Origin of the sequence: Sulfitobacter sp. M22, assembly GCF_021736025.1 — a bacterium.
Lineage (GTDB): Bacteria > Pseudomonadota > Alphaproteobacteria > Rhodobacterales > Rhodobacteraceae > Sulfitobacter > Sulfitobacter litoralis.
The window spans coordinates 2845306-2869013 of record NZ_WMEC01000001.1; the positions used below are offsets into that span (position 1 = coordinate 2845306).

20 protein-coding genes, 2 pseudogenes and 1 other annotated feature are annotated in these 23708 nt (G+C 57.2%); of the genes and pseudogenes, 11 read left to right on the forward strand and 11 right to left on the reverse strand.

Annotated elements, in window-relative coordinates; genetic code table 11:
* Positions 1-268: 268 nt before the first annotated feature.
* The 8 genes from gyrB to mutM all read right to left on the reverse strand — a co-directional run bounded on the left by gyrB (position 269) and on the right by mutM (position 9784).
* The gene (gene gyrB / locus GLP52_RS13930) at positions 269-2683 is read right to left on the reverse strand and encodes a DNA topoisomerase (ATP-hydrolyzing) subunit B (protein WP_093734399.1); all 2415 of its coding nucleotides are present in this window, start codon (positions 2681-2683) and stop codon (positions 269-271) included.
* Positions 2684-2761: 78 nt separating this feature from the next.
* On the reverse strand, positions 2762-3382 hold the full coding sequence (locus tag GLP52_RS13935) for a LysE family translocator (RefSeq protein ID WP_093734398.1): 621 nt from the start codon (positions 3380-3382) through the stop codon (positions 2762-2764).
* A complete protein-coding gene (gene recF / locus GLP52_RS13940; RefSeq protein ID WP_093734397.1) occupies positions 3379-4476 on the reverse strand; it encodes a DNA replication/repair protein RecF in 1098 nt (365 codons plus the stop codon). The genes GLP52_RS13935 and recF overlap by 4 nt, the downstream gene beginning before the upstream one ends.
* 46 nt (positions 4477-4522) lie before the next feature.
* Positions 4523-5641: a DNA polymerase III subunit beta gene (dnaN, locus tag GLP52_RS13945; RefSeq protein WP_237271148.1), complete on the reverse strand. Its 1119-nt coding sequence runs from the start codon at positions 5639-5641 to the stop codon at positions 4523-4525.
* A 135-nt stretch (positions 5642-5776) separates the two neighbouring features.
* Complete coding sequence (gene dnaA / locus GLP52_RS13950) at positions 5777-7135, reverse strand: chromosomal replication initiator protein DnaA (protein ID WP_093734395.1); 1359 nt, start codon at positions 7133-7135, stop codon at positions 5777-5779.
* Between the two features lie 523 nt (positions 7136-7658).
* Positions 7659-7922 (reverse strand): 30S ribosomal protein S20, encoded by a 264-nt coding sequence (rpsT, locus tag GLP52_RS13955; RefSeq protein ID WP_093734394.1) that lies wholly within the window; start codon positions 7920-7922, stop codon positions 7659-7661.
* A gap of 168 nt (positions 7923-8090) precedes the next feature.
* A complete protein-coding gene (locus GLP52_RS13960) occupies positions 8091-8867 on the reverse strand; it encodes an enoyl-CoA hydratase (RefSeq protein WP_093734393.1) in 777 nt (258 codons plus the stop codon).
* A gap of 65 nt (positions 8868-8932) precedes the next feature.
* A complete protein-coding gene (gene mutM, locus GLP52_RS13965; RefSeq protein ID WP_237271149.1) occupies positions 8933-9784 on the reverse strand; it encodes a bifunctional DNA-formamidopyrimidine glycosylase/DNA-(apurinic or apyrimidinic site) lyase in 852 nt (283 codons plus the stop codon).
* An 88-nt stretch (positions 9785-9872) separates the two neighbouring features.
* On the opposite strand from mutM, the gene ubiE reads away from it, so the two are divergent.
* The 5 genes from ubiE to tdh all read left to right on the forward strand — a co-directional run bounded on the left by ubiE (position 9873) and on the right by tdh (position 15107).
* On the forward strand, positions 9873-10625 hold the full coding sequence (gene ubiE / locus GLP52_RS13970; RefSeq protein WP_093734391.1) for a bifunctional demethylmenaquinone methyltransferase/2-methoxy-6-polyprenyl-1,4-benzoquinol methylase UbiE: 753 nt from the start codon (positions 9873-9875) through the stop codon (positions 10623-10625).
* Between the two features lie 3 nt (positions 10626-10628).
* Positions 10629-12161: a 2-polyprenylphenol 6-hydroxylase gene (ubiB, locus tag GLP52_RS13975; protein WP_237271150.1), complete on the forward strand. Its 1533-nt coding sequence runs from the start codon at positions 10629-10631 to the stop codon at positions 12159-12161.
* Positions 12162-12206: 45 nt separating this feature from the next.
* Positions 12207-12773 carry a helix-turn-helix domain-containing protein gene (locus GLP52_RS13980; protein ID WP_093734389.1) on the forward strand — a complete coding sequence of 189 codons (567 nt, stop codon included), beginning with the start codon at positions 12207-12209 and terminating at the stop codon, positions 12771-12773.
* 106 nt (positions 12774-12879) lie between these two features.
* On the forward strand, positions 12880-14067 hold the full coding sequence (locus GLP52_RS13985; RefSeq protein ID WP_093734388.1) for a glycine C-acetyltransferase: 1188 nt from the start codon (positions 12880-12882) through the stop codon (positions 14065-14067).
* Positions 14064-15107, forward strand: a complete 1044-nt coding sequence (gene tdh / locus GLP52_RS13990; protein ID WP_237271151.1) for an L-threonine 3-dehydrogenase — start codon at positions 14064-14066, stop codon at positions 15105-15107. The genes GLP52_RS13985 and tdh overlap by 4 nt, the downstream gene beginning before the upstream one ends.
* Before the next feature lie 138 nt (positions 15108-15245).
* Here the strand turns inward: tdh and serA are convergent, their stop codons facing one another.
* Both serA and GLP52_RS14000 read right to left on the reverse strand, forming a co-directional pair.
* Positions 15246-16841 carry a phosphoglycerate dehydrogenase gene (serA, locus tag GLP52_RS13995; RefSeq protein WP_237271152.1) on the reverse strand — a complete coding sequence of 532 codons (1596 nt, stop codon included), beginning with the start codon at positions 16839-16841 and terminating at the stop codon, positions 15246-15248.
* Between the two features lie 82 nt (positions 16842-16923).
* Positions 16924-18063: a phosphoserine transaminase gene (locus GLP52_RS14000; protein WP_237271153.1), complete on the reverse strand. Its 1140-nt coding sequence runs from the start codon at positions 18061-18063 to the stop codon at positions 16924-16926.
* Between the two features lie 273 nt (positions 18064-18336).
* Here GLP52_RS14000 and GLP52_RS14005 point away from each other — a divergent pair.
* From GLP52_RS14005 to GLP52_RS14020, 4 genes and pseudogenes are all read left to right on the forward strand, one after another.
* Positions 18337-18495, forward strand: a pseudogene (locus GLP52_RS14005) (helix-turn-helix domain-containing protein); the annotation flags it as partial.
* Between the two features lie 318 nt (positions 18496-18813).
* Positions 18814-19200 carry a hypothetical protein gene (locus tag GLP52_RS14010; RefSeq protein ID WP_237272619.1) on the forward strand — a complete coding sequence of 129 codons (387 nt, stop codon included), beginning with the start codon at positions 18814-18816 and terminating at the stop codon, positions 19198-19200.
* 41 nt (positions 19201-19241) lie between these two features.
* A complete protein-coding gene (locus GLP52_RS14015) occupies positions 19242-19670 on the forward strand; it encodes a plasmid mobilization protein (protein WP_237271154.1) in 429 nt (142 codons plus the stop codon).
* A complete protein-coding gene (locus GLP52_RS14020; RefSeq protein WP_237271155.1) occupies positions 19664-20359 on the forward strand; it encodes a relaxase/mobilization nuclease domain-containing protein in 696 nt (231 codons plus the stop codon). The genes GLP52_RS14015 and GLP52_RS14020 overlap by 7 nt, the downstream gene beginning before the upstream one ends.
* Here the strand turns inward: GLP52_RS14020 and GLP52_RS14025 are convergent.
* Positions 20333-21577: pseudogene (locus tag GLP52_RS14025) on the reverse strand (IS3 family transposase). The gene GLP52_RS14020 and the pseudogene GLP52_RS14025 overlap by 27 nt on opposite strands.
* Positions 21165-21281, reverse strand: a sequence feature (AL1L pseudoknot). (Overlaps the previous pseudogene by 117 nt.)
* A gap of 1 nt (position 21578) precedes the next feature.
* On the opposite strand from GLP52_RS14025, the gene GLP52_RS14030 reads away from it, so the two are divergent.
* The gene (locus GLP52_RS14030) at positions 21579-22172 is read left to right on the forward strand and encodes a tyrosine-type recombinase/integrase (RefSeq protein ID WP_237271156.1); all 594 of its coding nucleotides are present in this window, start codon (positions 21579-21581) and stop codon (positions 22170-22172) included.
* A gap of 294 nt (positions 22173-22466) precedes the next feature.
* Complete coding sequence (locus GLP52_RS14035) at positions 22467-23696, forward strand: glycosyltransferase family 4 protein (protein ID WP_093734384.1); 1230 nt, start codon at positions 22467-22469, stop codon at positions 23694-23696.
* Positions 23697-23708 lie beyond the last annotated feature (12 nt).

Here is a 23708-nt window from a genome sequence, read left to right on the forward strand (position 1 = left end):
ATTTAATTCAAAGTCTTATTTGCGACAGCGAGATTGTAAACCATGCGTACGCTGTCATGGGCAATGGCCATATGCCGACCTTAGATCAATTTGAAGGTTCACTCGGGTTTGAAAGTGAAGCTGCGAACTTGGCTCAAGCCCCAAAGTCGAGCATCTTGGGTTAAATCACGTAAGTTACTGAATTAATACGGTTTCATATTTAGCGATATCATTCGCGACGCGCAAAGTTATACGCGCCGCGCAATTTTATGTGCTTCCCTACAATCCTTTAGAAATCGAGGTTCGCTACGTTCAGCGCGTTTTGCTGGATGAACTCGCGGCGGGGTTCCACGACGTCGCCCATGAGCTTGGTAAAAAGATCATCCGCTTCGGCCATATCCGCGACCTTTACCTGCAACAGGGTTCGCGCGTCAGGGTCGAGCGTGGTCTCCCAAAGCTGATCAGGGTTCATTTCGCCCAAGCCTTTGTAGCGCTGCAGAGATAGGCCTTTTTCGCCCTCTGCCAGGATTGCTTCAAGTAGGTCCATCGGGCCGTGGATCAGCTGGCTACGGTCTTTGCGTACCAGCTTGGCGGTCGTGCCATAGACGTCTTGCAGGTGCTCTGTGAAACCGCCGGACCGCTTTGCTTCGCCTGAGCGGAGCATGCGGCCATCAAGAGTGCGGACTTCTTCCACGCCGCGCAGAATACGGGCGAGACGGACGCCGTGGTCTTGCGTGATCCGGCCCTGCCAACCGCGTTCCCATTCCAGCGCAATGAGGTTCAGACGCTCGGCGACCTTATCGGCCACACCTTGCAAATCGGAATCAACCGCGCCTGGAACAAAGGCACCGGCAATGGCGGCCTGTTCCAAAATGTGACGGGGGTAATGGGTCGGGAAGGCTTCGAGAACACGGCGCATCTGGCGCGCCAAATCGACGACGCGGGCCAGATCCTGACCGGTGATCTCTTCGCCGTTACCCTGTTTTAACATAGCACCATCAATGCCTTGCTGGATCAGGTAGTCTTCCATTGCGGCCTGGTCTTTCAGGTACACCTCGGACTTGCCGCGCGACACTTTGTACAACGGTGGCTGCGCAATATAGAGGTGGCCGTTCTCGATCAACTGCGGCATCTGACGATAGAAAAACGTGAGCAGCAGCGTACGGATGTGCGCGCCGTCGACGTCCGCATCAGTCATGATGACGATCTTGTGGTAGCGCAGTTTGTCGATGTTGAATTCGTCGCGGCCAATACCTGTGCCAAGCGCCATAACAAGGTTACCAATTTCCTGACTGCCCAGCATCCGGTCAAACCGTGCACGCTCGACGTTCAGGATTTTACCTTTCAACGGCAGGATCGCCTGTGTCTGGCGGTCACGGCCCGTTTGCGCAGAACCACCGGCCGAGTCACCCTCCACCAGGAAGACTTCGGTTTTAGACGGGTCTTTCTCAGAGCAATCCTTGAGCTTACCGGCAAGGAAATTCACATCCATGGCGGTCTTGCGACGGGTTAGATCACGGGCTTTGCGCGCCGCCTCGCGGGCGTGAGCAGCTTCGATGATCTTGCCAACGACGATCTTGGCGATCTGCGGGTTCTCCTCGAACCATTCGGCCAGCTTTTCGTTCACCAGCCCTTCGACGGCGGGGCGCACTTCCGAGCTGACAAGCTTGTCTTTGGTTTGCGAGCTGAACTTGGGGTCCGGGACCTTAACGGACAGCACGCAGGTCAGGCCTTCGCGCGCGTCGTCGCCGGTGAAAGAGACCTTCTCTTTTTTCGCAATGCCGGACGATTGCGCGTAGTTATTGATCGTCCGCGTCAATGCCCCCCGGAAGCCCGCCATATGGGTGCCGCCATCGCGTTGCGGGATGTTGTTGGTAAAAGGCAGGACATTTTCGTGGTAGCTGTCATTCCACCACATCGCGACCTCGACCCCGATATCATCTTTTTCACCGGTGATGAAAATCGGTTCTGGCATGACAGAGGATTTCGAACGGTCGAGGTATTTCACGAATTCCTTCACGCCGCCTTCATAAAACAGTTCTGTACGCAGAGGTTCGGCAGGGCGTTCGTCCGTTAGGATGATCCGCACACCGGAGTTCAGGAAGGCAAGTTCGCGTAGGCGCTTTTCCAGCGTCTCAAAGCTGTATTCGAGGTTCGAAAACGTGCTTGTCGAAGCCATGAAGCGCACTTCGGTGCCCGTGCGATCGGTGGGGCCAACCACCTCAAGGTGCTTGGTGGTAAAACCGCCCTCAAAGCGCGCGATATGTTCTTTGCCTTCGCGCCAGATGCGCAGCTCAAGCCAGTCCGAAAGCGCATTCACAACCGAAACACCCACACCGTGCAAGCCGCCCGATACCTTGTAGGAGTTGCTGTCAAACTTACCGCCCGCGTGCAGCTGGGTCATGATGACCTCGGCTGCGGAAACGCCTTCTTCTTGGTGGATGCCGACGGGAATACCGCGCCCGTTATCACTGACGGAGATGGAGCTGTCGTCGTGGATTGTGACGTTCACCGCATCCGCATGACCGGCCAGCGCCTCGTCGATGCCGTTGTCCACGACCTCATAGACCATGTGGTGCAAACCAGACCCATCATCGGTATCACCGATGTACATGCCCGGACGTTTGCGAACAGCTTCTAAGCCTTTGAGAACCTTAATGGAATCTGCGCCGTATTCCTCGGGGAGCTGATCGGTGTCGGACATATTGGGGAACCTTCTTTTGTTACCCAATTTATAGTGTTTTCCGCCATGATTGTCACGCGCCTGACACAAGATTTTGCGTTATAGGAAGGGGATGAGCAAACCTACGCAGATCAAGAGCACGCCGGCCATCATGTTGATCCGTTTCAGGGTCGCAGGGTTGGACATCAGGCCGCGCAATTTGCCCACTAAAGCGGCGACAGCGAGGTTGCCAAGCAGCGGAATTGCGACCGAAACCGCGATGATCGCACCCACGTCAACTGCGGTGACGCTGCGCAGATCAAAGAACCCCGGCAGCACGCCGATGTAGAACAATACCGCTTTTGGATTTCCCAGAATGGCAAGCAGACCGGCCCCGAAACCGGCCCAGGCACCTGGCCGCGTGAGGCGACTGTCGCGGTCAATTTTTGCGTCGGCATGGCGGATCAGCAGGAAGCCCATGATCAGGAACACACCGCATGCAATCCAACGCATGCCCAACATGAACATATCAAAGACCGACAGTATCCAGCTGATGCCAAGCACTGCCACCAGTGGCCACAGCATATCACCGATTGCAACACCAACGGCGAGCGGCCAAGCTGCACCAAATCCGCCCGACAATGCGCGCGCCATGATCGCCAACCACACCGGACCGGGTGTCAGGAACAGGATGAGCAGCGCGCCGCAATACAGCATCAGATCGGGCAGGGCGATGGTCATGTGAGCATCCTTGCGGTCGATAATCCGTCGGCGTCTGTCACCTCAAGCCGTTGCGCGCGCGGGCCGAGCGTGTCGAACAGCTCTTCGCCGGTGCCGGTCATCCAGGCCTGCGCACCAAGTGCGCTTAGTTCTTCATACAGCGCGGCGCGGCGGTTCGCATCCAGATGTGCCGCGACCTCGTCGAGCAGCAACAAAGGGGGCGCGCCAAAATCAGCGGCCAAAGCACGGGCGTTGGCAAGGATCAGCGACACCAGCAGCGCCTTCTGCTCTCCGGTTGAACAATCGCGCGCGGGGACATCTTTAGCAGCATAGACCCCTTCAAGGTCGGCGCGATGCGGGCCGATCAATGTCCGCCCAGCCGACAGATCGCGCATGCGGTTATCGGCAAGCGCCTGACGCAGCCCCCCGGCGGTGGTGGGCATGTCGCAGATCAGATCAAGTGTGGCGGTCGGAAAGGCGGTTTCGGCCTGCGCCTGCGCTTCGGTGATCGCTTGAAGGGCAGCAACACGGTTGGCGTGGATCGCGCTTCCGGCTTCGGCCATCTGCTGTTCCAGCGCGACATACCACGACGGTTCGCGCACCATATCTTTGAGCAGGCGGTTGCGTTCCCGCATGGCCTTTTCGTAGGCCAGCGACTGATCTGCATGGTCAGGCAAAAAGCTGAGTGTCATGCGGTCAAGGAAACGGCGGCGCCCTTCGGCCCCTTCGATCCAAAGACGGTCCATCGACGGGATCAACCACAGCACCCGCGCAATGCGCCCTAAACCGTTCTGCGCTACGGCTTTGCCGTCAATGCGCAGCTGTCGCGCCGCGCCTGCTTCTGACCAGACCTCGATTTCGTGGACCTGTCCTAAGCTGTGAAGATGTGCGGTGATTTTCCAGCCAAGCGCCTCTGGCCGGCGGGTCATATCCGACGCGCTTGATCGGCGCAGGCCACGGCCGGGCGACAGCAAAGATACCGCCTCAAGGATATTGGTCTTGCCCGCGCCATTCGGACCAAAAATCGACACCGGTCGCGCATCGCTGTCGATCACCGCTCGCTTATGCGAACGGAAATGCGACAGCGTCAGATGGGATAAAAATAGGCCGCTCATACGGATGGTATGAATGCGTTAAGATATTCGACGTAAGCTGGCAGCGTCACACACGCATCGGCATAACGACATACACGGCAGACATATCATTGCCCTCACGCATCAGCGTCGGATCACCGGAGGAGTTGAACAGGAATACCGCATTTTCACGATCTACCTGGCTGGCGATCTCAAGCAGGTATTTTGCGTTAAACCCGATCTCTAGCCGTTCGTCCGCATAGGCGACGACCAACTCTTCTTCGGCGGCACCGCTGTCTGGTGCGTTGACCGACAGCACCAGACGGTCTTCGTCCAGTTGCAGTTTGACGGCACGCGACCGTTCAGAGCTTACGGTCGCAACACGGTCGACGGCGCGAGCGAAATCGCTGGCGTCGACTTCCATTTTGCGTGTGTTGCCCTGCGGAATCACGCGCGTGTAGTCGGGGAACGTCCCGTCGATAACTTTCGACGTCAGCGTGATATGCGGCGTAGCAAAGCGGATCTTTGTCTCGGACACGGAAACGGCGATTTCCATATCATCGTCATCTAGCAGTTTGCGCAATTCACCCACAGTTTTGCGGGGGACGATCACGCCGGGCATTTCAGCGGCACCGTCCGGCATGGGCGCGTCGATGCGGGCCAAGCGGTGGCCATCGGTCGCAACGCAGCGCAGAACTTTGCTGCCGTCGCTGTCCGAAATATGCATGTAGACGCCGTTCAGGTAATACCGCGTTTCTTCGGTCGAGATGGCGAATTTGGATTTGTCGAACAGCCGGCGCAGCACGGGGGCAGGGGCCTTGAAGTTCGACTGATATTCAGAGGTGGCCATCACGGGGAAATCTTCGCGTGGCAGCGTCGCCAGCGAGAAATTGGACCGGCCTGCTTCGACTGTCAGACGCCCTGCGGCGCTGTCGGCGGTGAGGCTGATCAACGCGCCATCGGGCAGTTTGCGCACAATTTCATGCAGCGTGGTTGCCGATACGGTGGTCGCACCGGCGCGTTCCACCTGAGCGGGAGCCTTATCGACAACCTCGATATCCAGATCGGTCGCGCGGAACGACGCGTCGGAGCCTTCGGCCTCGATCAGCACGTTGGCGAGAATTGGGATGGTGTTGCGGCGCTCAACCACTGATTGGGCCTGTGATACGGCCTTAAGCAGCGCGGCGCGTTCGATGCTGAATTTCATATGCCATCTCCATTCCGGCAGTCCGGGAGGGCAAACTACCCGATACCAATGTATTCACAAGAGTTTTGTTGACTTTTCAGCACGAAACGAAGGCCCGTCAAGGCCTTCGCGTGTGTTCTGAGCAAGCTGGTGCTTTTAAGCCTCGAGAGAGCGGCGCAGCAGTTCCAGATCTTCGGCGATCTGACCGTCGTTCTGTTTCAGCTCTTCGATGCGTTTGACGCCGTGCATAACCGTGGTGTGATCGCGGCCGCCAAAGCGGCGCCCGATTTCAGGCAGCGACCGGCTGGTCATTTTCTTGCACAGATACATGGCGACCTGACGCGGGCGGGCGTAGCTGCGCAGACGCTTGGGGCCGACCATGTCGCTGAGGCGGATGTTATAATGTTCGGACACCTTGCGCTGGATTTCTTCAACGCTGACTTTGCGCTCGGACGCGCGGAGCACGTCGGCAAGGCAATCCTGCGTCAGGTCCATGTTGATCTCGCGGCCCACCAATGACGCAAAGGCGAAGAGGCGGGTCAGCGCGCCTTCAAGCACACGGACGTTGGTGGTGATCCGGTGTGCCAGAAATTCAAGCACGCCTGCTTCGACTTCGAGACCGGGGTAGTTCTTGCGCTGCGCATCGACCTTGTTTTGCAGAATGCCAAGACGCAGTTCATAGTCGGTGGGGTGCAGGTCGACGACCAGACCACACTGAAGACGCGATTTCACGCGGTCTTCCAGATCCTTGATCTCGCCCGGGGCGCGGTCTGCCGAAATAATGATCTGCTTGTTCTGGTCCACAAGCGCGTTGAACGTGTGAAAGAACTCCTCCTGCGTGCTGTCCTTGCCGGCAATGAACTGGACATCGTCCACCATCAGCACGTCGACCGAGCGGAAGATTTCTTTGAAGTCCATCATCTTGCGATCGCGCAATGCCTGAACAAAACGGTACATGAACTGTTCGGCAGAAAGATACAGGACGTTCAACTCGGGTTTGCGGATCTGAAGCTCTTGCGCGATGGCGTGCATCAGGTGCGTTTTACCCAGACCGACGCCACCATACAGGAACAGCGGGTTGAACGTGACGGGGCCGCCTTCAGCAACGCGGCGCGCGGCGGCGTGGGCCAGCTCGTTAGGTTTGCCGACAACAAAGTTGTCGAAGCTAAAGCGCGCATCAAGCGGGGCGGTGTTGATCTGGCTGTTGGCAGGCTGAACTGCGGCTGCGGGCTTGGGACGGGCAGTCACAGGATCGACGGCGGCGGGCTTGTCCTGTGGGGCCACAGCAAATTTCAGGCGGCTGATGCTGATGTCTTCGGATTGCATTTCATGCAGCAGCAGATCGGCAAAGTTCTGGCTGACATAGTTGCCAAAGAAGTTGGTCGGCACGAACAACGTGCAGATGCCGTCATCGATCGGGCCAACGGTCAGCGGGTCTATCCAGGTCGTAAAGTTGTTCTGCCCGACCGTCTTTAAAAGCCGGTCCCGAATTGTCGTCCACTCTGCCTGCATCATGCGCCCTGCCGTCCCATTCTTTGATCGCTCCAGCTTATGCTGAACCGCTATTTTGCCGTGCCGAAAGACAATAGACCGCTCACCCGGTCCCACACAGAAAACCGGCCTGTCGCCCTTCGGACATTTTTACATAGGGCGCGTCTGACGCGTGCGTTGGCGATGAAAATCGCCCAACGTCGCTGCCGAACACACCGTTCGTCGTATTCAAAAGACAGGGCAAATGTGCTGGCAGCAGCATCTGCAGACGTCAGTTGGCCTCTAGCAAGGCCATCCAAATTTCCCCGACGGATGTTCGATATCCTAGCAAATATCTCGAACCGTTCGGGCCTGTCCCCCCAAGCGAAGTGAATCGCGTTTGATACTGTTAGCAATCTCGGTTGGACTGTTACAACACATCTTCAAACTTGACTCAGAGATTGGTGCAAAAGAATCTCATTCCCGTGATCCGAGTGCGACACCAAAAAAAAGGCACCGTAAAAACGGTGCCTTTCGGATCTTAATGGTGACGCTGGGTCAGTTGGGCTTAGCCCAGTGCTTTGACCCGCGACGCCAGGCGCGACACTTTGCGCGACGCTGTGTTCTTGTGGAAAACGCCTTTGGTCACACCGCGCATCAGCTCTGGCTGAGCAGCGCGCAGGGCGGCTGTTGCGGCTTCTTTGTCACCGGATTCAATGGCTTCTTCTACTTTGCGCAGAAAGGTACGGATGCGCGAACGACGTGCTTTGTTGATTTGAAAACGTGCTTCGTTCTGACGGGCGCGTTTTTTTGCCTGAGGTGTGTTTGCCATGAGGATCAGCCTTCATCTTGGGTATGTTCAAATTGCGAATACGCGACACAAACCCAATGACCGGAACCGATATCCGATAAGGTGATTCTAGCCAGAGCGGGCTGCACGCGCATGTATTGGGGTTGCCTATAGTCCACCCCGACGCGCAATGCAAACCCGCAAAGCTATTTACTTGTCGCGGAACTGTGCTTCGCGCTTTTCTAGGAAGGCGGACATGCCTTCTTTTTGGTCTTCTGTTGCGAACAGCGAATGGAAAACGCGGCGTTCAAACAGCAGACCTTCGCGTAGGGGCACTTCGAAGGACCTGTTTACCGCCTCTTTGACCACCATGGTCGAGATCATGGATTTCTCGGCGATCTTTGCCGCGGCTGCCATCGTTTCTTCCATCAGCTTTTTGACCGGAACCACACGTGACACAAGGCCCGCGCGTTCTGCTTCTGCTGCGTCCATAAAACGGCCCGTCAGGTTCATATCCATTGCTTTGGATTTGCCGATCGCCCGGGTCAGACGCTGGGTGCCACCAATGCCGGCGACAACGCCCAGATTGATCTCGGGCTGGCCGAACTTGGCGCTTTCCGAACAGATGATAAAGTCACACATCATCGCCAGTTCGCAACCGCCGCCAAGGGCATAGCCCGACACGGCAGCGATGATGGGTTTGCGCACACGCATGATCTGGTCGGTCTCAGGGGTGAAAAGATCACCGGCAAAGACGTCGACAAAGCTTTTGTCGCGCATCATGGCAATATCGGCACCGGCGGCAAACGCCTTCTCCGAGCCGGTGATCACGATGCAGCGGACCTTTTCGTTTTCCTGAGCCGATTTCAATGCATCGGCCAGCTCTGTCATCAGCTGGTCATTCAATGCGTTCATTGCGTCAGGACGGTTCAGCGTGACAAGCGCGATGTGGTTGTCGACGTCGACCGTGATCGTTTCATAAGCCATCAAAGAATGCTCTCGTTTGTTACGCTTTGAAAGATGTGCATACCACGGGGACGGGGTGTTTCAAGTTATCTTTGGCATTGCGGGCAGTAGAAGGAAGAACGTCCGGACTGCACAATGCGGGCAATCTGATGGTCGCACCCTTGGGTGCGGCAGGGCTGTGCCTCGCGCCCGTACACGTCAAAGCTGTGCTGGAAATAGCCCAACTCTCCGTCAGCGCGTTTGAAATCACGTAAGGTCGATCCACCTGCGGTGATCGCTGCATTCAGGACGTCGCGGATGATCGGGACCAGCCCGCCAACACGGGCCGCTGATATGCGCCCCGCTTTGCGCGCCGGGTGGATGCCTGCGCGGTAAAGTGTTTCGCAGACATAGATATTTCCCAGTCCCGCCACGATCCGCTGGTCCAGCAGCGCGGTCTTGATCGGGGTGTTCTTGCCTTTCAGCGCGGCAATCAGGTGCGCCTCGTGGAAATCATTGCCAAGCGGCTCTGGCCCAATCGACGACAGCAGCTTGTGGCTGTCGGCACGGGCTGTCTCCAAAAGATCCATCGCACCAAAACGGCGTGGATCGTTAAAAGTCACCCGCGCGCCGTTGCCCATATGAAACACAACGTGATCGTGTTTCTCGGGGGCAGGGTGGTCATGCACGAATTGCCCCAACGGATCGCCCGAGATCAGCATCCGGCCGGACATTCCCAGATGCACCAGCAGCGATTCTCCCGAGGATAAATCCGCCAGAATGTATTTTGACCGCCTGCGCAGTTGGGTCACCCGTTGTCCTGTCAGCCGTGCGGCCATATCTGGGGGGAAAGGCCAGCGCAAATCGGGGCGGTTCACCTCGGCGCGGGCAATCACATGACCCTCCATCACGGGGGATAAACCGCGACGTACTGTTTCGACCTCTGGCAACTCAGGCATGGTTGTTTCCCTTCTGACAAAAGGGCGCATTGTACCTGACCCCTCGCGCCCTATAACAAAGGTGCAGATCAAAGGACTACAAGGCCCCATGACAAACGACAGCGACAAAACCACTCATTTCGGATTTGAAACCGTGGCCGAAGGCGACAAGGCCGGACGCGTGCAGGGTGTCTTTAACTCTGTCGCAAGCAAATATGACATCATGAACGACGTGATGAGCGTCGGCATCCACCGCGTCTGGAAAGAAGCGATGATGGATTGGCTGGCCCCGCGTGCAGGGCAAAAGCTGCTGGATGTCGCCGGAGGCACGGGCGATGTGTCGTTCAAGTTTCTGGGTCGCGCGGGATCGGGCCACGCCACTGTGCTGGATCTGACCGAACCGATGCTGGTCGCAGGACGCAAGCGCGCCGAAGCAGCAGCAATGGCGGACAGTCTTGATTGGGTCGTCGGCGATGCGATGGCGCTGCCGTTCGAGGACAACAGCTTTGACGTCTATACCATCAGCTTTGGCATCCGGAATGTAACCCGTCCCCAAGAGGCCTTGAACGAAGCCTACCGCGTGCTGCGCCCCGGCGGGCGTCTTATGGTGCTTGAATTCAGCCAGTTGCCCAACCCGATGATGCAAAAAGCGTATGATCTGTATAGCTTTAACGTCATCCCCCGCATGGGGCAGATGATCGCGAACGACCGTGACAGCTATCAATACCTTGTCGAATCGATCCGCAACTTCCCCGACCAAGAGACCTTTTTAGGTATGCTACGCACCGCGGGCTTTGGGCAGGCGAAATATCGGAACCTGTCGCTGGGCATTGCGGCGCTTCATTCTGGTTGGAAGATTTAAGTCATGCGCGGACCTCACAATATCTGGCGGTTGATCCGCACCGGTGCAACTTTGGAGCGGACCGGCGCGATGAATGTCGTGCTCGACGCTTTTGACGCGACTCCTGCCTTGCGGTTCGTCGCCAAGGCGCTTGGCAAGCCGTTCAAGTTTCTGGGCTATGCTGGCGATCCGTCGATGCCACCCGCCACACGTGCGCTCACCGCGCTTGGCCCCGCCTACATCAAATTCGGTCAGGTTCTGTCCACGCGCCCCGATGTTGTGGGCGACGAACTGGCGGTGCAGCTGCGCGTATTGCAAGACAAGCTGCCACCGTTTTCGATCGAGCAGGCCAAGGCCGAAGTCGAGAAAGAGTTGGGCCTGCCGGTCAGTGCGATTTTCTCTGAGTTCAGCGAACCTGTCGCCGCCGCCTCTATCGCGCAGGTGCACCGCGCAACCATCGCCGAGACCCAAGAAGACGTGGCCGTCAAAGTGCTCCGCCCCGGTATCGAGAAAGCGTTCCGCAAGGATGTCGATGCCTTTTATCTGGCAGCGCGTATGGTTGAACTCTTCTCGCCCGGATCGCGCCGCCTGCGCCCGATGGAGGTGATCGAGCATTTCGATGGCGTCGTACGGGGCGAGCTGGATTTGCGGCTCGAATCCTCTGCCGCGTCTGAATTTGCCGCGAACACCAAAGGCGACGCAGGGTTCCAACTGCCTGCGATCAAATGGGAATATTCCGCCCGCCGTGTGATGACGCTGGGCTGGGCCGATGGCGTTTCCATGGGGGATAACGATGCGATTGACGCCGCGGGTCACGACCGTGTCGCGCTCGGTGATCGCGTGTTGCAGCTGTTCCTGAACCACGCGCTGCGCGACGGGTATTTCCACGCGGATATGCATCAGGGCAATCTCAAGGTCGCACCGAACGGGGATATCATCGCCTATGATTTTGGTATCATGGGCCATATCGATGAATACACCCGCCGCGTTTATGCCGAGATTCTATTCGGCTTTATCCGTAAGGATTACAAACGTGTGGCAGAGGTGCATTTTGAAGCGGGCTACGTGCCTGCCGACAAAGACGTCGACGAATTCGCCCGTGCCCTGCGCGCCGTGGGGGAGCCTATTTTCGGCATGGACGCGACCCGCATTTCGATGGCGCGGCTGCTGACCTATCTGTTCGAGGTCACCGAACGCTTTGGGATGGAGACGCGGACCGAGCTGATCTTGCTGCAGCGCACCATGGTCGTCGTCGAAGGGGTCGCCCGTTCGCTCAACCCGCATATCAACATCTGGGAAGTGTCGAACCCGATTGTGACAGATTACATCTCTAAATCCATCGGTCCATGCGCTGTGATCAAAGATCTGAGCAGAACCGCGATGGTGCTCGCACGTTTCGGCCCGCGGTTGCCTGCGCTGGTTGAAAGTGCGTTGATCCGGCAGCAGGAAGAAACGCCGCCGCCCCGTCCGGCCTTCCGGCGGTGGATTATCCTGTCGGCGATTGTGGGCGCAGGCACCGCAACGGGGATTATCGCGGTTTTGCAGGCGCTCAGCTAGCGCCTGCCATTGACAGCGGGGCACACTGCGGCCCATCTATCCGGCATGACGGATAATCCAGACGCTATACTGACGCAACTTCCCGCGCGCCTGAAGGCCGCGCGCACCGCACAGGGTCTGAGCCTTGATGCGGTCGCCAAGCTGTCAGGCGTGTCGCGGTCCATGGTCAGCCAGATCGAACGCGGCGAAAGCAGCCCTACCATCGCAACCTTGTGGAACCTGACCCGCGCCTTGCAGGTGGATTTCGCAGGTTTGCTGGACAGCGCCCCGAGCCCTGCCCAGATCGAAGTGCTACGGGCCGCAGAGGTGCCAACGATCAATAACCTCGGCTCCGGCTGCCGCATCCGCATCCTCTCGCCCCCCGAAGAGGCGGGCAAACACGAAGTCTATGAACTGCTGATTGATGTCGGCGGTATGTTGGACAGTCAGCCCCATACGCGCGGTGCACGCGAACACCTGACAGTCTTGGAAGGCACGGTAGAGCTGCGAAGCGGAGAGGCCGTCGGCACAGTCCACGCAGGTGATACAGCGCGCTATCCTGCCGACGTGCCGCACCGGATCGCTGCAGCGGATGGTCCTGTACGGGCGTTTCTAGTGGTGCAGGACGCCTAGATCGACACCTTCATCCACAATATAGGAAAAAATCCGCTATAGGGGAATTCCTCTATTTCGGAAACTCATCCATTATGGTAGAACGTCTGTGAAAAGGAGTTTTATCATGACCCAAGCGTACCTAGATCACGTCAACGCCACCCTGTCCGGCATCGCCGCAGACGGTATGATGAAACAAGAACGCATGATCACCTCGCCGCAATCGGGCGAGATCACGGTGGGCGGGCGTCAGGTCATTAACCTTTGCGCGAACAACTACCTCGGGCTGGCGGACCACCCCGACTTGATTGCCTCTGCCCGCGACGCGATGGACCCCAAGGGGTTTGGCATGGCCTCGGTTCGCTTTATCTGCGGCACGCAGGATATTCACCGCGAGCTTGAACAAAAACTGGCAGCTTTCCTTGGCAAGGATGATTCCATTCTCTTCGCCGCCTGCTTTGACGCCAACGGTGGACTGTTCGAGCCCTTGTTTGGGCCCGAAGACGCTATCGTTTCCGACAGCCTGAACCACGCGTCGATCATCGACGGCATCCGCCTGTGTAAGGCCAAACGCTACCGCTATGCTAATTCGGACATGGACGACCTTGAAGGGCAGCTGAAGCTCGCCCGCGAGGAAGGGGCGCGGTTCATCATGATCGCGACCGACGGCGTGTTCAGCATGGACGGCTATCTGGCGAAACTGCCGGAAATAACCAAACTGGCCGAAAAATACGAAGCGCTCGTGATGGTCGACGACTGCCACGCGACAGGTTTCATGGGCCCCAAGGGCGAGGGCACGCCCGCACATTTTGGCGTCGATGTTGATATTCTGACGGGCACGTTGGGCAAGGCGCTTGGTGGAGCGATCGGCGGCTATATCGCAGGGCCGCAACCGGTGATCGATCTGCTGCGCCAACGCGCACGCCCCTATCTTTTTTCGAACTCGCTGCCGCCATCGATTGTCATGGCGGGGATCAAGGCACTGGAGCTGGTCGAGCAAGGTGACGACCGCCGCAAGCAACTGTTCGAAAACGCGAAATACTGGCGCGAGGGACTAACCAAACTGGGCTTTGACCTGCTGCCCGGCGAACATCCGATCATCCCTGTGATGCTGGGCGAAGCGCAGTTGGCACAAGATATGGCGGCGCGTCTGTTCGAGGAAGGCGTCTATGTCAGCGGTTTCTTCTTTCCGGTGGTGCCTCGTGGTCAAGCCCGCATCCGCACCCAGATGAACGCCGCGCTGACACGCGATGAACTGGATCGCGCGCTGGCCGCTTTTGAAGTCGCGGGCAAAGCCTGTGGGGTTCTGTCATGAGCAACCAAATGAAAGCGCTGTGCAAGTCCGAGCCGCGTGAGGGGCTGTGGATGACCCGCGCACCGGTGCCAGAGATCGGGCCGGATGATGTGCTAATCAAGGTGAACAAAACTGGCATCTGCGGGACCGATATTCATATCTGGAACTGGGACGAATGGGCGCAAAAAACCGTGCCTGTCCCGTTGATCACGGGTCATGAATTCGCCGGAGAGATCGTAGAGTTGGGGCGCAATGTTACTGAGCTGAGCATTGGTCAGCGGTGCTCGGGCGAGGGGCACCTCATCGGCAAAACCTCACGCCAGTCGCGGTCGGGCAAATTTCACCTTGATCCCGCCACCCGCGGGATCGGCGTGAACGAACAAGGTGCCTTCGCGCAATACCTACGGCTGCCCGCGTTCAACGTGGTGCCGCTGCCCGACACGATTTCGGATGATATCGGTGCCATCCTCGATCCGCTTGGCAATGCGGTCCACACCGCGCTGAGCTTTGATCTGGTGGGCGAGGATGTGTTGATCACCGGCGCAGGCCCCATCGGCATCATGGCTGCCGCGGTCGCCCGTCATGTCGGTGCCCGCCATGTTGTGATCACGGATGTGAACCCCACACGCCTTGAACTGGCTGCCAAGGTTGCGGACGTCATGCCTGTCGATGTGCGTCAAGAAGACCTCGCGGATGTCATCGCACGTCTCAAGATGAAACAGGGTTTTGACATCGGGATGGAGATGTCGGGCAATCAGACCGCGCTTGACCAAATGGTCGAGGCGATGACCATGGGCGGGCGGATCGCGATGCTTGGGATTCCACCCGGAAAATCCCCTGTGGACTGGTCGCGCATTGTGTTCAAGGCGATCACCGTCAAAGGCGTCTATGGCCGCGAGATTTTCGAAACTTGGTACAAAATGATCGCCATGCTCGAAAACGGGTTGGATGTCAGTGCGGTCATTACGCACCGCTTTGATGCAGATGATTTCGAAACCGGATTTTCGACCATGAGGTCGGGTGCGTCGGGCAAGGTCGTGCTGGACTGGACCGGTGCGTGATGCATCGTCGGGTCGTCTAAGAAGGGGCGCTGCCCCCGCAGCCTTTGGCTGCTCCCCCGGGATTTGAGCCAATTGGAAGCAGACAAAAAAGCGCCCCCGATGCAGGGGGCGCTTTGCGTTTTACGGGTAAGGTCGAGCTTAGCCGACTTCGAATTCGAGCTCTTTGACCTGCTTGAAGAGGCCTGTATCGTGCAGATCTTTTAGCGCTTTTTCGGGCAGTGGGCCGTCAATGTAGAGCAATGCAATTGCTTCGCCCTTAGCGGTGGAACGGCCAAGCGTGAAGTTCGCAATGTTGACATCATGCGCGCCAAGGGTCTGTCCCAAGGTGCCGATGATACCGGGTACATCGTCGTTGGTTGTATAAAGCATATGTGCGCCAACTTCGGCTTCGATATTGATGCCCTTGATCTGGATGAACCGTGGTTTTCCGTCCGAGAAGACGGTGCCCGCGATCGAACGTTCCCGTTTTTCAGTAACAACCGTGACCTTCACGTAACCGTCAAACACACCAGATTTATCTTGGTTGGTGGTGCTGATCTGGATGCCTTTTTCCCGTGCGACGACAGGGGCGCTGACCATGTTAACATCTGGGTTGGCACGTTTCATGATGCCCGCCACGACCGCGCAGTTCAGCGCGTTCAGGTTCATCTCCGAGACTTGACCATCATACAGAATGTTGATTGCCTTAACGGCTTCGTCAGTCATCTGGCCAATAAAGGCACCCAAGTGACCGGCCAATGTGATCCACGGGCCCATGACCTTTGCCTCTTCGGCGGTGACCGAAGGCATGTTCAGCGCGTTGGTGACCGCACCGGTCAGCAAGTAGTCAGACATTTGTTCGGCAACTTGAAGGGCAACGTTTTCCTGCGCCTCGGTTGTCGCCGCGCCAAGGTGGGGCGTGCACACGACGTTAGGCAGGCCGAACAGCGGGTTCTCGGTCGCCGGCTCTTCTTTGAATACGTCAAAGGCTGCGCCGGCAACATGGCCGGATTTCAACGCTTCTGCCAATGCTTCTTCATCAACAAGGCCGCCGCGGGCGCAGTTGATGATCCGCACGCCTTTTTTCGTCTTCGCCAGCGCCTCTTTCGACAAGATGTTGGCGGTTTGGTCAGTATAAGGTACGTGCAATGTGATGAAATCAGCGCGCGCCAGCAGGTCGTCCAACTCGACTTTCTCGACACCCATCTTCTTGGCTTTTTCCTCGCTCAGGAAGGGGTCATAGGCGGCAACTTTCATCTTGAGCCCACGCGCGCGGTCGCAAACGATACCACCGATGTTACCTGCGCCAATCACGCCCAGGGTCTTGCCCGTCAGTTCAACACCCATGAACTTGGACTTTTCCCATTTGCCCGCATGCGTCGAGGCCGAGGCTTCGGGGATTTGCCGGGCGACGGCGAACATCATTGCAATCGCGTGTTCCGCGGTGGTGATCATGTTGCCGAAGGGGGTGTTCATCACGATGACACCCTTTTTCGAGGCCGCATCCTTGTCGATGTTGTCCGTCCCGATGCCGGCCCGCGCAATCACCTTCAGGTTGGTCGCGTTTGCGAGAATCTTGTCGGTTACTTTCGTTGCGGACCGGATCGCGAGCCCATCATAGTCGCCGATCACGGCTGCGAGCTTGTCTTTGTCTTTGCCGAGGTCGGGTTGGAAATCGACGTCAATGCCGCGGTCTTTGAAAATTTGAACCGCAGCGTCCGAGAGTTTGTCGGAGATAAGCACTTTGGGGGCCATGAGTGGCGCTCCTTTTTTTGAATAAAATGGGGGCATGGGCTAACCACCCGCCCAGCGAAACTGCTAGGCGGGGAGCCGCAAATTAGGCGTTGATTTCAGCTTCGAAAGCCCATTCAAGCCAGGGTAACATCGCCTGGATATCAGAGGCTTCGACGGTGCCGCCGCACCAGATACGCAGACCGGCAGGAGCATCGCGATAAGCTCCGATGTCCAATGCTACATCCTCGTCAGCCAGACGTTTGGCCACAGCCTTTGCAAAAGCTGCGCCGTCTTTGATCCGGTCGTCATTGAACTTCAGGCATACTGATGTGTTCGACCGTGTCGCCGGATCGTCCGCCAAGAAATCGATCCAGTCGTGTGTTTCCACGAAATCTGTGATGGCTGCCGTATTGGCATCGGCACGCGCGATCAGACCTTTCAGTCCACCCACGGATTTCGCCCAATCCAAGGCCAGCAGATAGTCTTCAACGCAAAGCATGGATGGCGTGTTGATTGTCTCGCCTTTGAAAATACCGTCGATCAGCTTGCCGCCTTTGGTCAGACGGAAAATCTTAGGCAGTGGCCATGCGGGCGTATAGTTTTCAAGCCGTTCGACAGCCCGCGGGCTAAGGATCAGCATTCCGTGCGCGGCTTCACCACCCAGAACTTTCTGCCAGCTGAACGTTGTCACATCCAGTTTGTCCCAGGGCAAATCCATTGCGAAAGCAGCGGAAGTTGCATCGCACAGGGTCAATCCCTTGCGGTCGGATGGGATGACATCGCCGGTTGGAACGCGCACGCCAGAGGTAGTCCCATTCCAAGTGAAGCATACATCATTGTCATAGTTCAACGCCGACATATCGACAATTTGACCGTAATCAGCTGTATGTACCGTGTGCTCGATCTTGAGCTGTTTTACGGCATCCGTAACCCAGCCCGCGCCAAATGATTCCCATGCGACCATTTCTGCCGGGCGCTCGCCAAGCAGCGACCACATCGCCATTTCATACGCACCGGTGTCGGAAGCGGGAACAATGCCAATTTTATAGTCAGCAGGTACGCCTAGAATCTCACGGGTGGTTTCAATTGCTTCAAGCAATTTCGCCTTGCCGGGCGCTGCGCGGTGGCTACGCCCTAACGGCGCGCTTGCAAGCTTCGCCAAGTCATAAGCAGGGGGTTTGGCACACGGGCCAGAAGAAAAACGCGGATTCGTAGGCCGCGAGGTCGGTGTCGTAATAGCCATTTAGCTACCCTTTCAGATAAGCGCCCTTCGTTGGGGAAGGGTGTCCCACCGCCGGACATACGGAACCCCAGTAAAAACAGCAACAGGTAAAGGTACTTGCTATGCGAGTAAATGTAGCCTTTTGCAGAACGATGCAGGAACGCATGTTTCCTATTGGCACAAATCTGACACAAGGAAATCTGGTTTTGTTCCACAACACCGCGCCGCAGAATCAAGTGGCAGGCTTCATGCAAGTAGCCCATTTCTTGCTGGTCAGGTGGTGTCATGAGTGGCATGGCGTTGATCTGGGCGGCGAATGTCAAAGGCCTGAAGCCCGCCGCCAAGATTGTGCTGATCCAATTGGCGGACTTTCACAACAAAGAGACGGGCCAGTGCAACCCAAGCGCACAGCGGTTGGCGGACGAGTGCGAGATGGGTCGTGCAACTCTGTTTCGGCACATGACAACCTTGGAGGAGTGCGGCCTTGTCACACGCCATGCTCGAGGGGATGGCGATGGTGGACGCGGGTCCAATCAGTATGAGTTGCACCTTGATATTACCCTTGGTCCCAGTTCGCGCTCGAAAGGTGGGGTCAGTGGTCCCAACGGGGTTGCGTCTCAAAATGAGACGGGGGTAAAAGTCTCAAAAAGGCGGGGGAAAAGTCTCAAGGGTGAGACGGGGGTAGTCTCAAATCGGGACACGAACCTTACCATTGAACCTAAGAAAGAACCTCCATCGCGTGAGCGCGAGACGGGGGAGTCTGAGAAGATTTTGGGAGCCTATCCGCCCGACCGGCTTCGCGGCAAAGCAGTCTGCCTTGCCCAGATCGAAGCGGCCATGAAGGAAGGGATCGCACCGGAGTATTTGCTGCAAGCCGTCAAAGCCTACGCGACCGACAGCACAGGTTTCACCCGCTCCAAGGTCTGCTTTTCTGACAACTGGTTCCAGTCGCGGCGGTGGCAGGCCTATGTCGAGAAGCAAGTGGCAGACCGCAAAAAGACAGCAACGCTGCAATCCGATCACCACGCGCGGCTAGTCTGCTGGATCAGTGATCGCAGCCCGATGTGCAAACACATCACGGGAACCCAAGTTGCGGCGTTGCTCGCCTCAAAGCTTGTGACAGAGGGCCAAATCCAAGCCGCAGGCCTCAGATCATGATCGCTACCGATCCCACAGAAGAGCAAACAGCAAGGCGACCCATGTCATACGCTGGCGCTGCTGACACGGGACCTTGCGAGGGGCGGCACGCCTCCCCTTCGAACCCCACCGGCGCAGGCAATGCCCGCACCAAAGAGCCGCTGACCGAGACTTTCGTCTTCCGGTGCAGCGCCGCAGAGAAGGCCCAGTTGCGCGCCAAGGCCGAGGCCGCAGGCCTGCCCGCTGCAACGTTGCTGCGCGAGGCTCTGGGCCTCACCGAAGCCCGCCGTCGCAAGCCGATCCCCCGCGTTGATCCGACGCTGGTGCTGGCCGTCGGGCGCATTGGCGGCAACCTCAACCAGATCGCCCGTTGGCTGAACCGCGCGATGCTGGCGGACCGCGTTGACCTCGACGCGCTGACAGTCGCGCGCCGTCTGCTGACCATCGAACGCCAGCTTGCCCAGATCGTCGAGGCCGCACGCCGATGTTGATCAAGTTCTTCCGCAACGGCAAAGGCGCGGGGGCTGGTCCGGTCGGCTACCTCGTCGCGGACAAGGTGCTGGCCTACGACGACAACCGCGACCTGATCCGCGATGCCGACGGCCAGCCAATGACCGTCACTCGCGAACCCTTGCCCGAAGTCCTGCGCGGCAATCCCGACCGCACCGAGGTCCTGATCGACGCCAGCCGCCACCAGTGGACCTACCGCGCGGGCGTGATCAGCTTTGCCGCCACCGACGCCCCGAACGAGGAACAGCAGGCCGAAGTCATGGACCACTTCGAGCGTCTGGCCTTCGCGGGGCTGGACCCGACGCAATATGACGTGCTCTGGGTCCGACATACCCACGAAGACCGAGTGGAGCTGCACTTCTGCACGCCGCGCTTGGAGCTGACCTCGGGCCGAAGTCTGAACATCGCCCCGCCGGGGTATGAGAAAGCCTTCGACAGCCTGCGGGACGTGATGAACCAGCGTCACGGCTGGGCCGATCCGATGGAGTTGGTGCGCACCCAAGAGGTCCGCGACACCATCGAAACCTCAACCCGCGCCCAAGGCCGCGACGAGCTGCACGCGTGGATTCTGGATCAAGTCAGCGTTGGCCTAATCACTGATCGTGAACCGCCCCGATTTTACCGGAGGGTGCTTTGTTCAACGTCAGGCTACTTTATCGAGTGTGTTTAGATTTGCATAGAATACCTCCTCTGCTTCTGCGGGTGTGATGTATCCGATGGGACCGAATAGCCGACGGTTGTTATACCAATCGACCCATTTCAGCGCTTCCCATTCGACTTCGCGCCTCGATTTCCATGGACCGATCTGGTTGATGACCTCTGTTTTGAACAGGCCAATGACGCATTCAGCGAGGGCATTATCATAGGAATCGCCGACTGTTCCAACCGATGGATCAATACCGAATTCGACAAGGCGCTCGGTATACTTGATCGAGAGATATTGCGATCCACGGTCTGAGTGGTGAATCAAGGTATTGTTATCAAGTGTTTTTCTTTGCCAGATTGCTTGATCCAAAGCGTCGAGAACGAACTGCGTCGCCATTGAGGTCGATACGCGCCAGCCAACGATCCGGCGCGCAAAGACATCGATGACGAAAGCGACATAGACCGTTCCCGACCACGTCGGGACGTATGTGAAGTCAGAGACCCAGAGCTGGTTAGGCCGATCTGCTTTGAACAAGCGGTTTACCTTGTCGTCAGGGCACGGCTGGGAGGTGTCCGGATTAGTCGTGACAACCTTTTTTACCCCGAACTACGCCCTTGATGCCCAAATTGCGCATCAACCGCTCCACCGTGCATCGTGCGATCTCCTGATTATCGCGCAGTAAGACATGCCAGATCTTCCGCGCACCATAGAGCTTGCGGTTCTCTTCCCAGGCCGCATTGATCTTGATGCACAGATCAGCGTCAGACTTCGCCCGGGCTGAAGCCCGATCAGGATCACGCGCGATGGAGCGCCGTTCATAATAGGTGGACTGGGCGATTTGCAGCATTTTGCACATCGGCTCGACCCCGAACTCACCGCGATGTTCTTCAATGAAAGCAGTCACTTGCGAAACGGGCGGTCGAGCTCCGCCTGGGCAAAATACGCTGATGCTTTCTTCAGGATCTCATTGGCCTGCCGGAGTTCGCGCACCTCGCGCTCCAACTCCTTGATCCGCGCTTTCTCGGCACTGGTTTGGCCAGGCCGTTCGCCGCCATCACGCTGAGCCTGCCGGACCCAAACGCGAAGACTGTCTGGCGAACAGCCCAATTTGCTTGCGATCGCTGTGAATAAAGCAGCTTCGCTACGATACTCATCGCGGTGTTCCATCGCCAACCGCACCGCACGTTCGCGGAACTCAGGTGAATACGGCTTCGAGGTCTTCTTGTTGTGTGACTGTTCCATAATGGGCAATTCTCCGAAAGTTTTGCCCTCCGGTAAACCCGGGGCGGTTCAGTTCAAGGTCAATGCTAAGAGAAAGACCCCTGCCACGCGGGCATGGGTAGAAGCTTTCGCACAGCAAGCAGTACAAGATGAGCTACACCACTTGGCTGCGTTGTGCCTGTTTATGTTTGGTACGGGAGCGCGACGTGGCGAGGCCTGTGCGATGACTTGGGGCGACGTCGAGCTGTTTCAGAAGAAGGCCGTGATCAAGCAAACTAAAACTGATGACCAACGCGTCGCGCACCTGTCGCCGCCAATCATTGCGGCACTGGCAAACATTCCTTCAAATCGCAAACCCGACAGTCTGGTGTTTCAATATGCTTCTGGTGAAAGTGTGGGACAGGTCTGGAACAACGTCATTGAGCGCGCGGGCATCGAAAAACTGTCACCCCACTGTTGCCGCCACGGTTTTGCGACTTCAATGCTTCAAGCAGGTATTGACCCTAAGACTGTCGCTGTACGCGGTGGCTGGAAAGACGTTGGAACAGTTATGAAATTCTATGCCCATGCGATGGACGATCCGACCGTCACAGATGTGCTTTTTGGCACAAAATAGACACAAGACGAAAGCGCCTATCAGACAAGTAACTGTAAATAAAAGGAAATATAAAAATGACTTGGACCCTTCGTTGGGGAAGGGTGTCCCACTGACTTGGATACGCGGCGATCAGGGTGGCTACAAGTCCTCAAGTATCGCCAGTTCGACACAATTGCTGGATAAAATGGATGGTGTGCTTGCCATTGTTTCCGATAGGCGGCGCGCCCCGGGCTGTCTGGCGGCCGAATTAACCAAGTGTTCATTCCTTTGTGTCAAGCCTAGGGAAGCTATGATTCCCTTGTTGAAAGACGTATGACCAAACCGCCCTTGCGCCATATCCTAATCGTCGTTGAAAACCTGCCCGTCCCGCTTGACCGGCGGGTTTGGCTGGAAGCAACAACGTTGGTCAAAGCCGGGTACCAGGTTTCGATCATTTCGCCCACGGGGCAGGGATGGATCGAGGCATTCGAAATTCGGGAAGGCGTACACATTTACCGGTATCCCGCTGTTCTAGAGGGGAGCGGTGGGGCTGCCTCCTACGTGAAAGAGTATTCCAGCGCACTGCTTCACTGGTTTCGATTGGCCCGAAGAATCTGGCGAGAAAACCCCTTTCAGGCAATTCACGGTTGTAACCCTCCGGACCTGATCTGCCTCTTGGCGCTGTGGTTTCGACGCAAAGGCGTGGCATACGTCTTTGACCAACACGACGTGTGCCCCGAACTATATATCGTGAAATTTCAGAAACGGGGGATTGGCTATTGGCTGATGCGTCGATTGGAACTGCTCAGCTACCGCATCGCATCCATCGTCATCTCGCCAAATGTCAGCTTTCACGACATTGCTGTCGCGCGAGGGCGCAAGAATACGGATGATATCTTTGTCGTCCGCTCGGCACCCAACCTCGCAGATTTTAAGCCCGAGCTTGGATCTAAATTCGATCAAGTCGTTGCAAAAACACTGCTTGGCTACGTGGGTGTAATCGGACAGCAAGAGGGTATGGAGCACATGGTTTCGGCAGCCCATCATCTTGTCACTGTATTGGGCGAAACCGACGTTCATTTCCTAATTATCGGTTTTGGGCCGTCGCTGGCCGAGATCAAGCAGCAGATCACTAAGCTAAAGCTAGAAGATTACTTTACGTTTGCGGGTGCTCTATACGGGCCTGCGCTGGTCGGCGCGTTGAATGCCATCGACATTGGCCTCGCACCTGATCCCTGCAATGCGATGAACGATATTTCGACCATGAATAAGGTGGTCGAGTATATGGCGCTGGGCAAACCTGTGGTCCAATTTGACTTGACTGAAGGCCGGCGAACCGCTGGAGGGGCATCCCTCTATGCTGCGAATAATAATCCCAAAATTTTCGCAGAATGCATCAAAACCCTCGTCAGCAATCCAGAACGAAGACGTGACATGGGCAAAATTGGCAAGCAAAGGGTGGTTTGCTCATTGGCATGGTCATTCTCTGAACCGCAATTGCTTGCTGCTTATGCGCATTTGGCAGCTAAGCGAGCGCGTGAAGATCGGTCCGTTGCACCTTAGGTGGTCTTCAGG

Coding starts and splice junctions, on each gene's coding strand:
- GLP52_RS13960 (WP_093734393.1), bottom strand. CDS start 8,867: ATGGCTTATGAAACGATCACGGTCGACGTCGACAACCACATCGCGCTT.
- recF (WP_093734397.1), bottom strand. CDS start 4,476: ATGAGCGGCCTATTTTTATCCCATCTGACGCTGTCGCATTTCCGTTCG.
- rpsT (WP_093734394.1), bottom strand. CDS start 7,922: ATGGCAAACACACCTCAGGCAAAAAAACGCGCCCGTCAGAACGAAGCA.
- mutM (WP_237271149.1), bottom strand. CDS start 9,784: ATGCCTGAGTTGCCAGAGGTCGAAACAGTACGTCGCGGTTTATCCCCC.
- GLP52_RS14020 (WP_237271155.1), top strand. CDS start 19,664: ATGTTGATCAAGTTCTTCCGCAACGGCAAAGGCGCGGGGGCTGGTCCG.
- dnaN (WP_237271148.1), bottom strand. CDS start 5,641: ATGAAATTCAGCATCGAACGCGCCGCGCTGCTTAAGGCCGTATCACAG.
- GLP52_RS14000 (WP_237271153.1), bottom strand. CDS start 18,063: ATGGCTATTACGACACCGACCTCGCGGCCTACGAATCCGCGTTTTTCT.
- GLP52_RS13985 (WP_093734388.1), top strand. CDS start 12,880: ATGACCCAAGCGTACCTAGATCACGTCAACGCCACCCTGTCCGGCATC.
- ubiE (WP_093734391.1), top strand. CDS start 9,873: ATGACAAACGACAGCGACAAAACCACTCATTTCGGATTTGAAACCGTG.
- GLP52_RS14015 (WP_237271154.1), top strand. CDS start 19,242: ATGTCATACGCTGGCGCTGCTGACACGGGACCTTGCGAGGGGCGGCAC.
- dnaA (WP_093734395.1), bottom strand. CDS start 7,135: ATGATGCAGGCAGAGTGGACGACAATTCGGGACCGGCTTTTAAAGACG.
- tdh (WP_237271151.1), top strand. CDS start 14,064: ATGAGCAACCAAATGAAAGCGCTGTGCAAGTCCGAGCCGCGTGAGGGG.
- ubiB (WP_237271150.1), top strand. CDS start 10,629: ATGCGCGGACCTCACAATATCTGGCGGTTGATCCGCACCGGTGCAACT.
- GLP52_RS13980 (WP_093734389.1), top strand. CDS start 12,207: ATGACGGATAATCCAGACGCTATACTGACGCAACTTCCCGCGCGCCTG.
- GLP52_RS14035 (WP_093734384.1), top strand. CDS start 22,467: ATGACCAAACCGCCCTTGCGCCATATCCTAATCGTCGTTGAAAACCTG.
- GLP52_RS13935 (WP_093734398.1), bottom strand. CDS start 3,382: ATGACCATCGCCCTGCCCGATCTGATGCTGTATTGCGGCGCGCTGCTC.
- serA (WP_237271152.1), bottom strand. CDS start 16,841: ATGGCCCCCAAAGTGCTTATCTCCGACAAACTCTCGGACGCTGCGGTT.
- GLP52_RS14030 (WP_237271156.1), top strand. CDS start 21,579: ATGGGCAATTCTCCGAAAGTTTTGCCCTCCGGTAAACCCGGGGCGGTT.
- gyrB (WP_093734399.1), bottom strand. CDS start 2,683: ATGTCCGACACCGATCAGCTCCCCGAGGAATACGGCGCAGATTCCATT.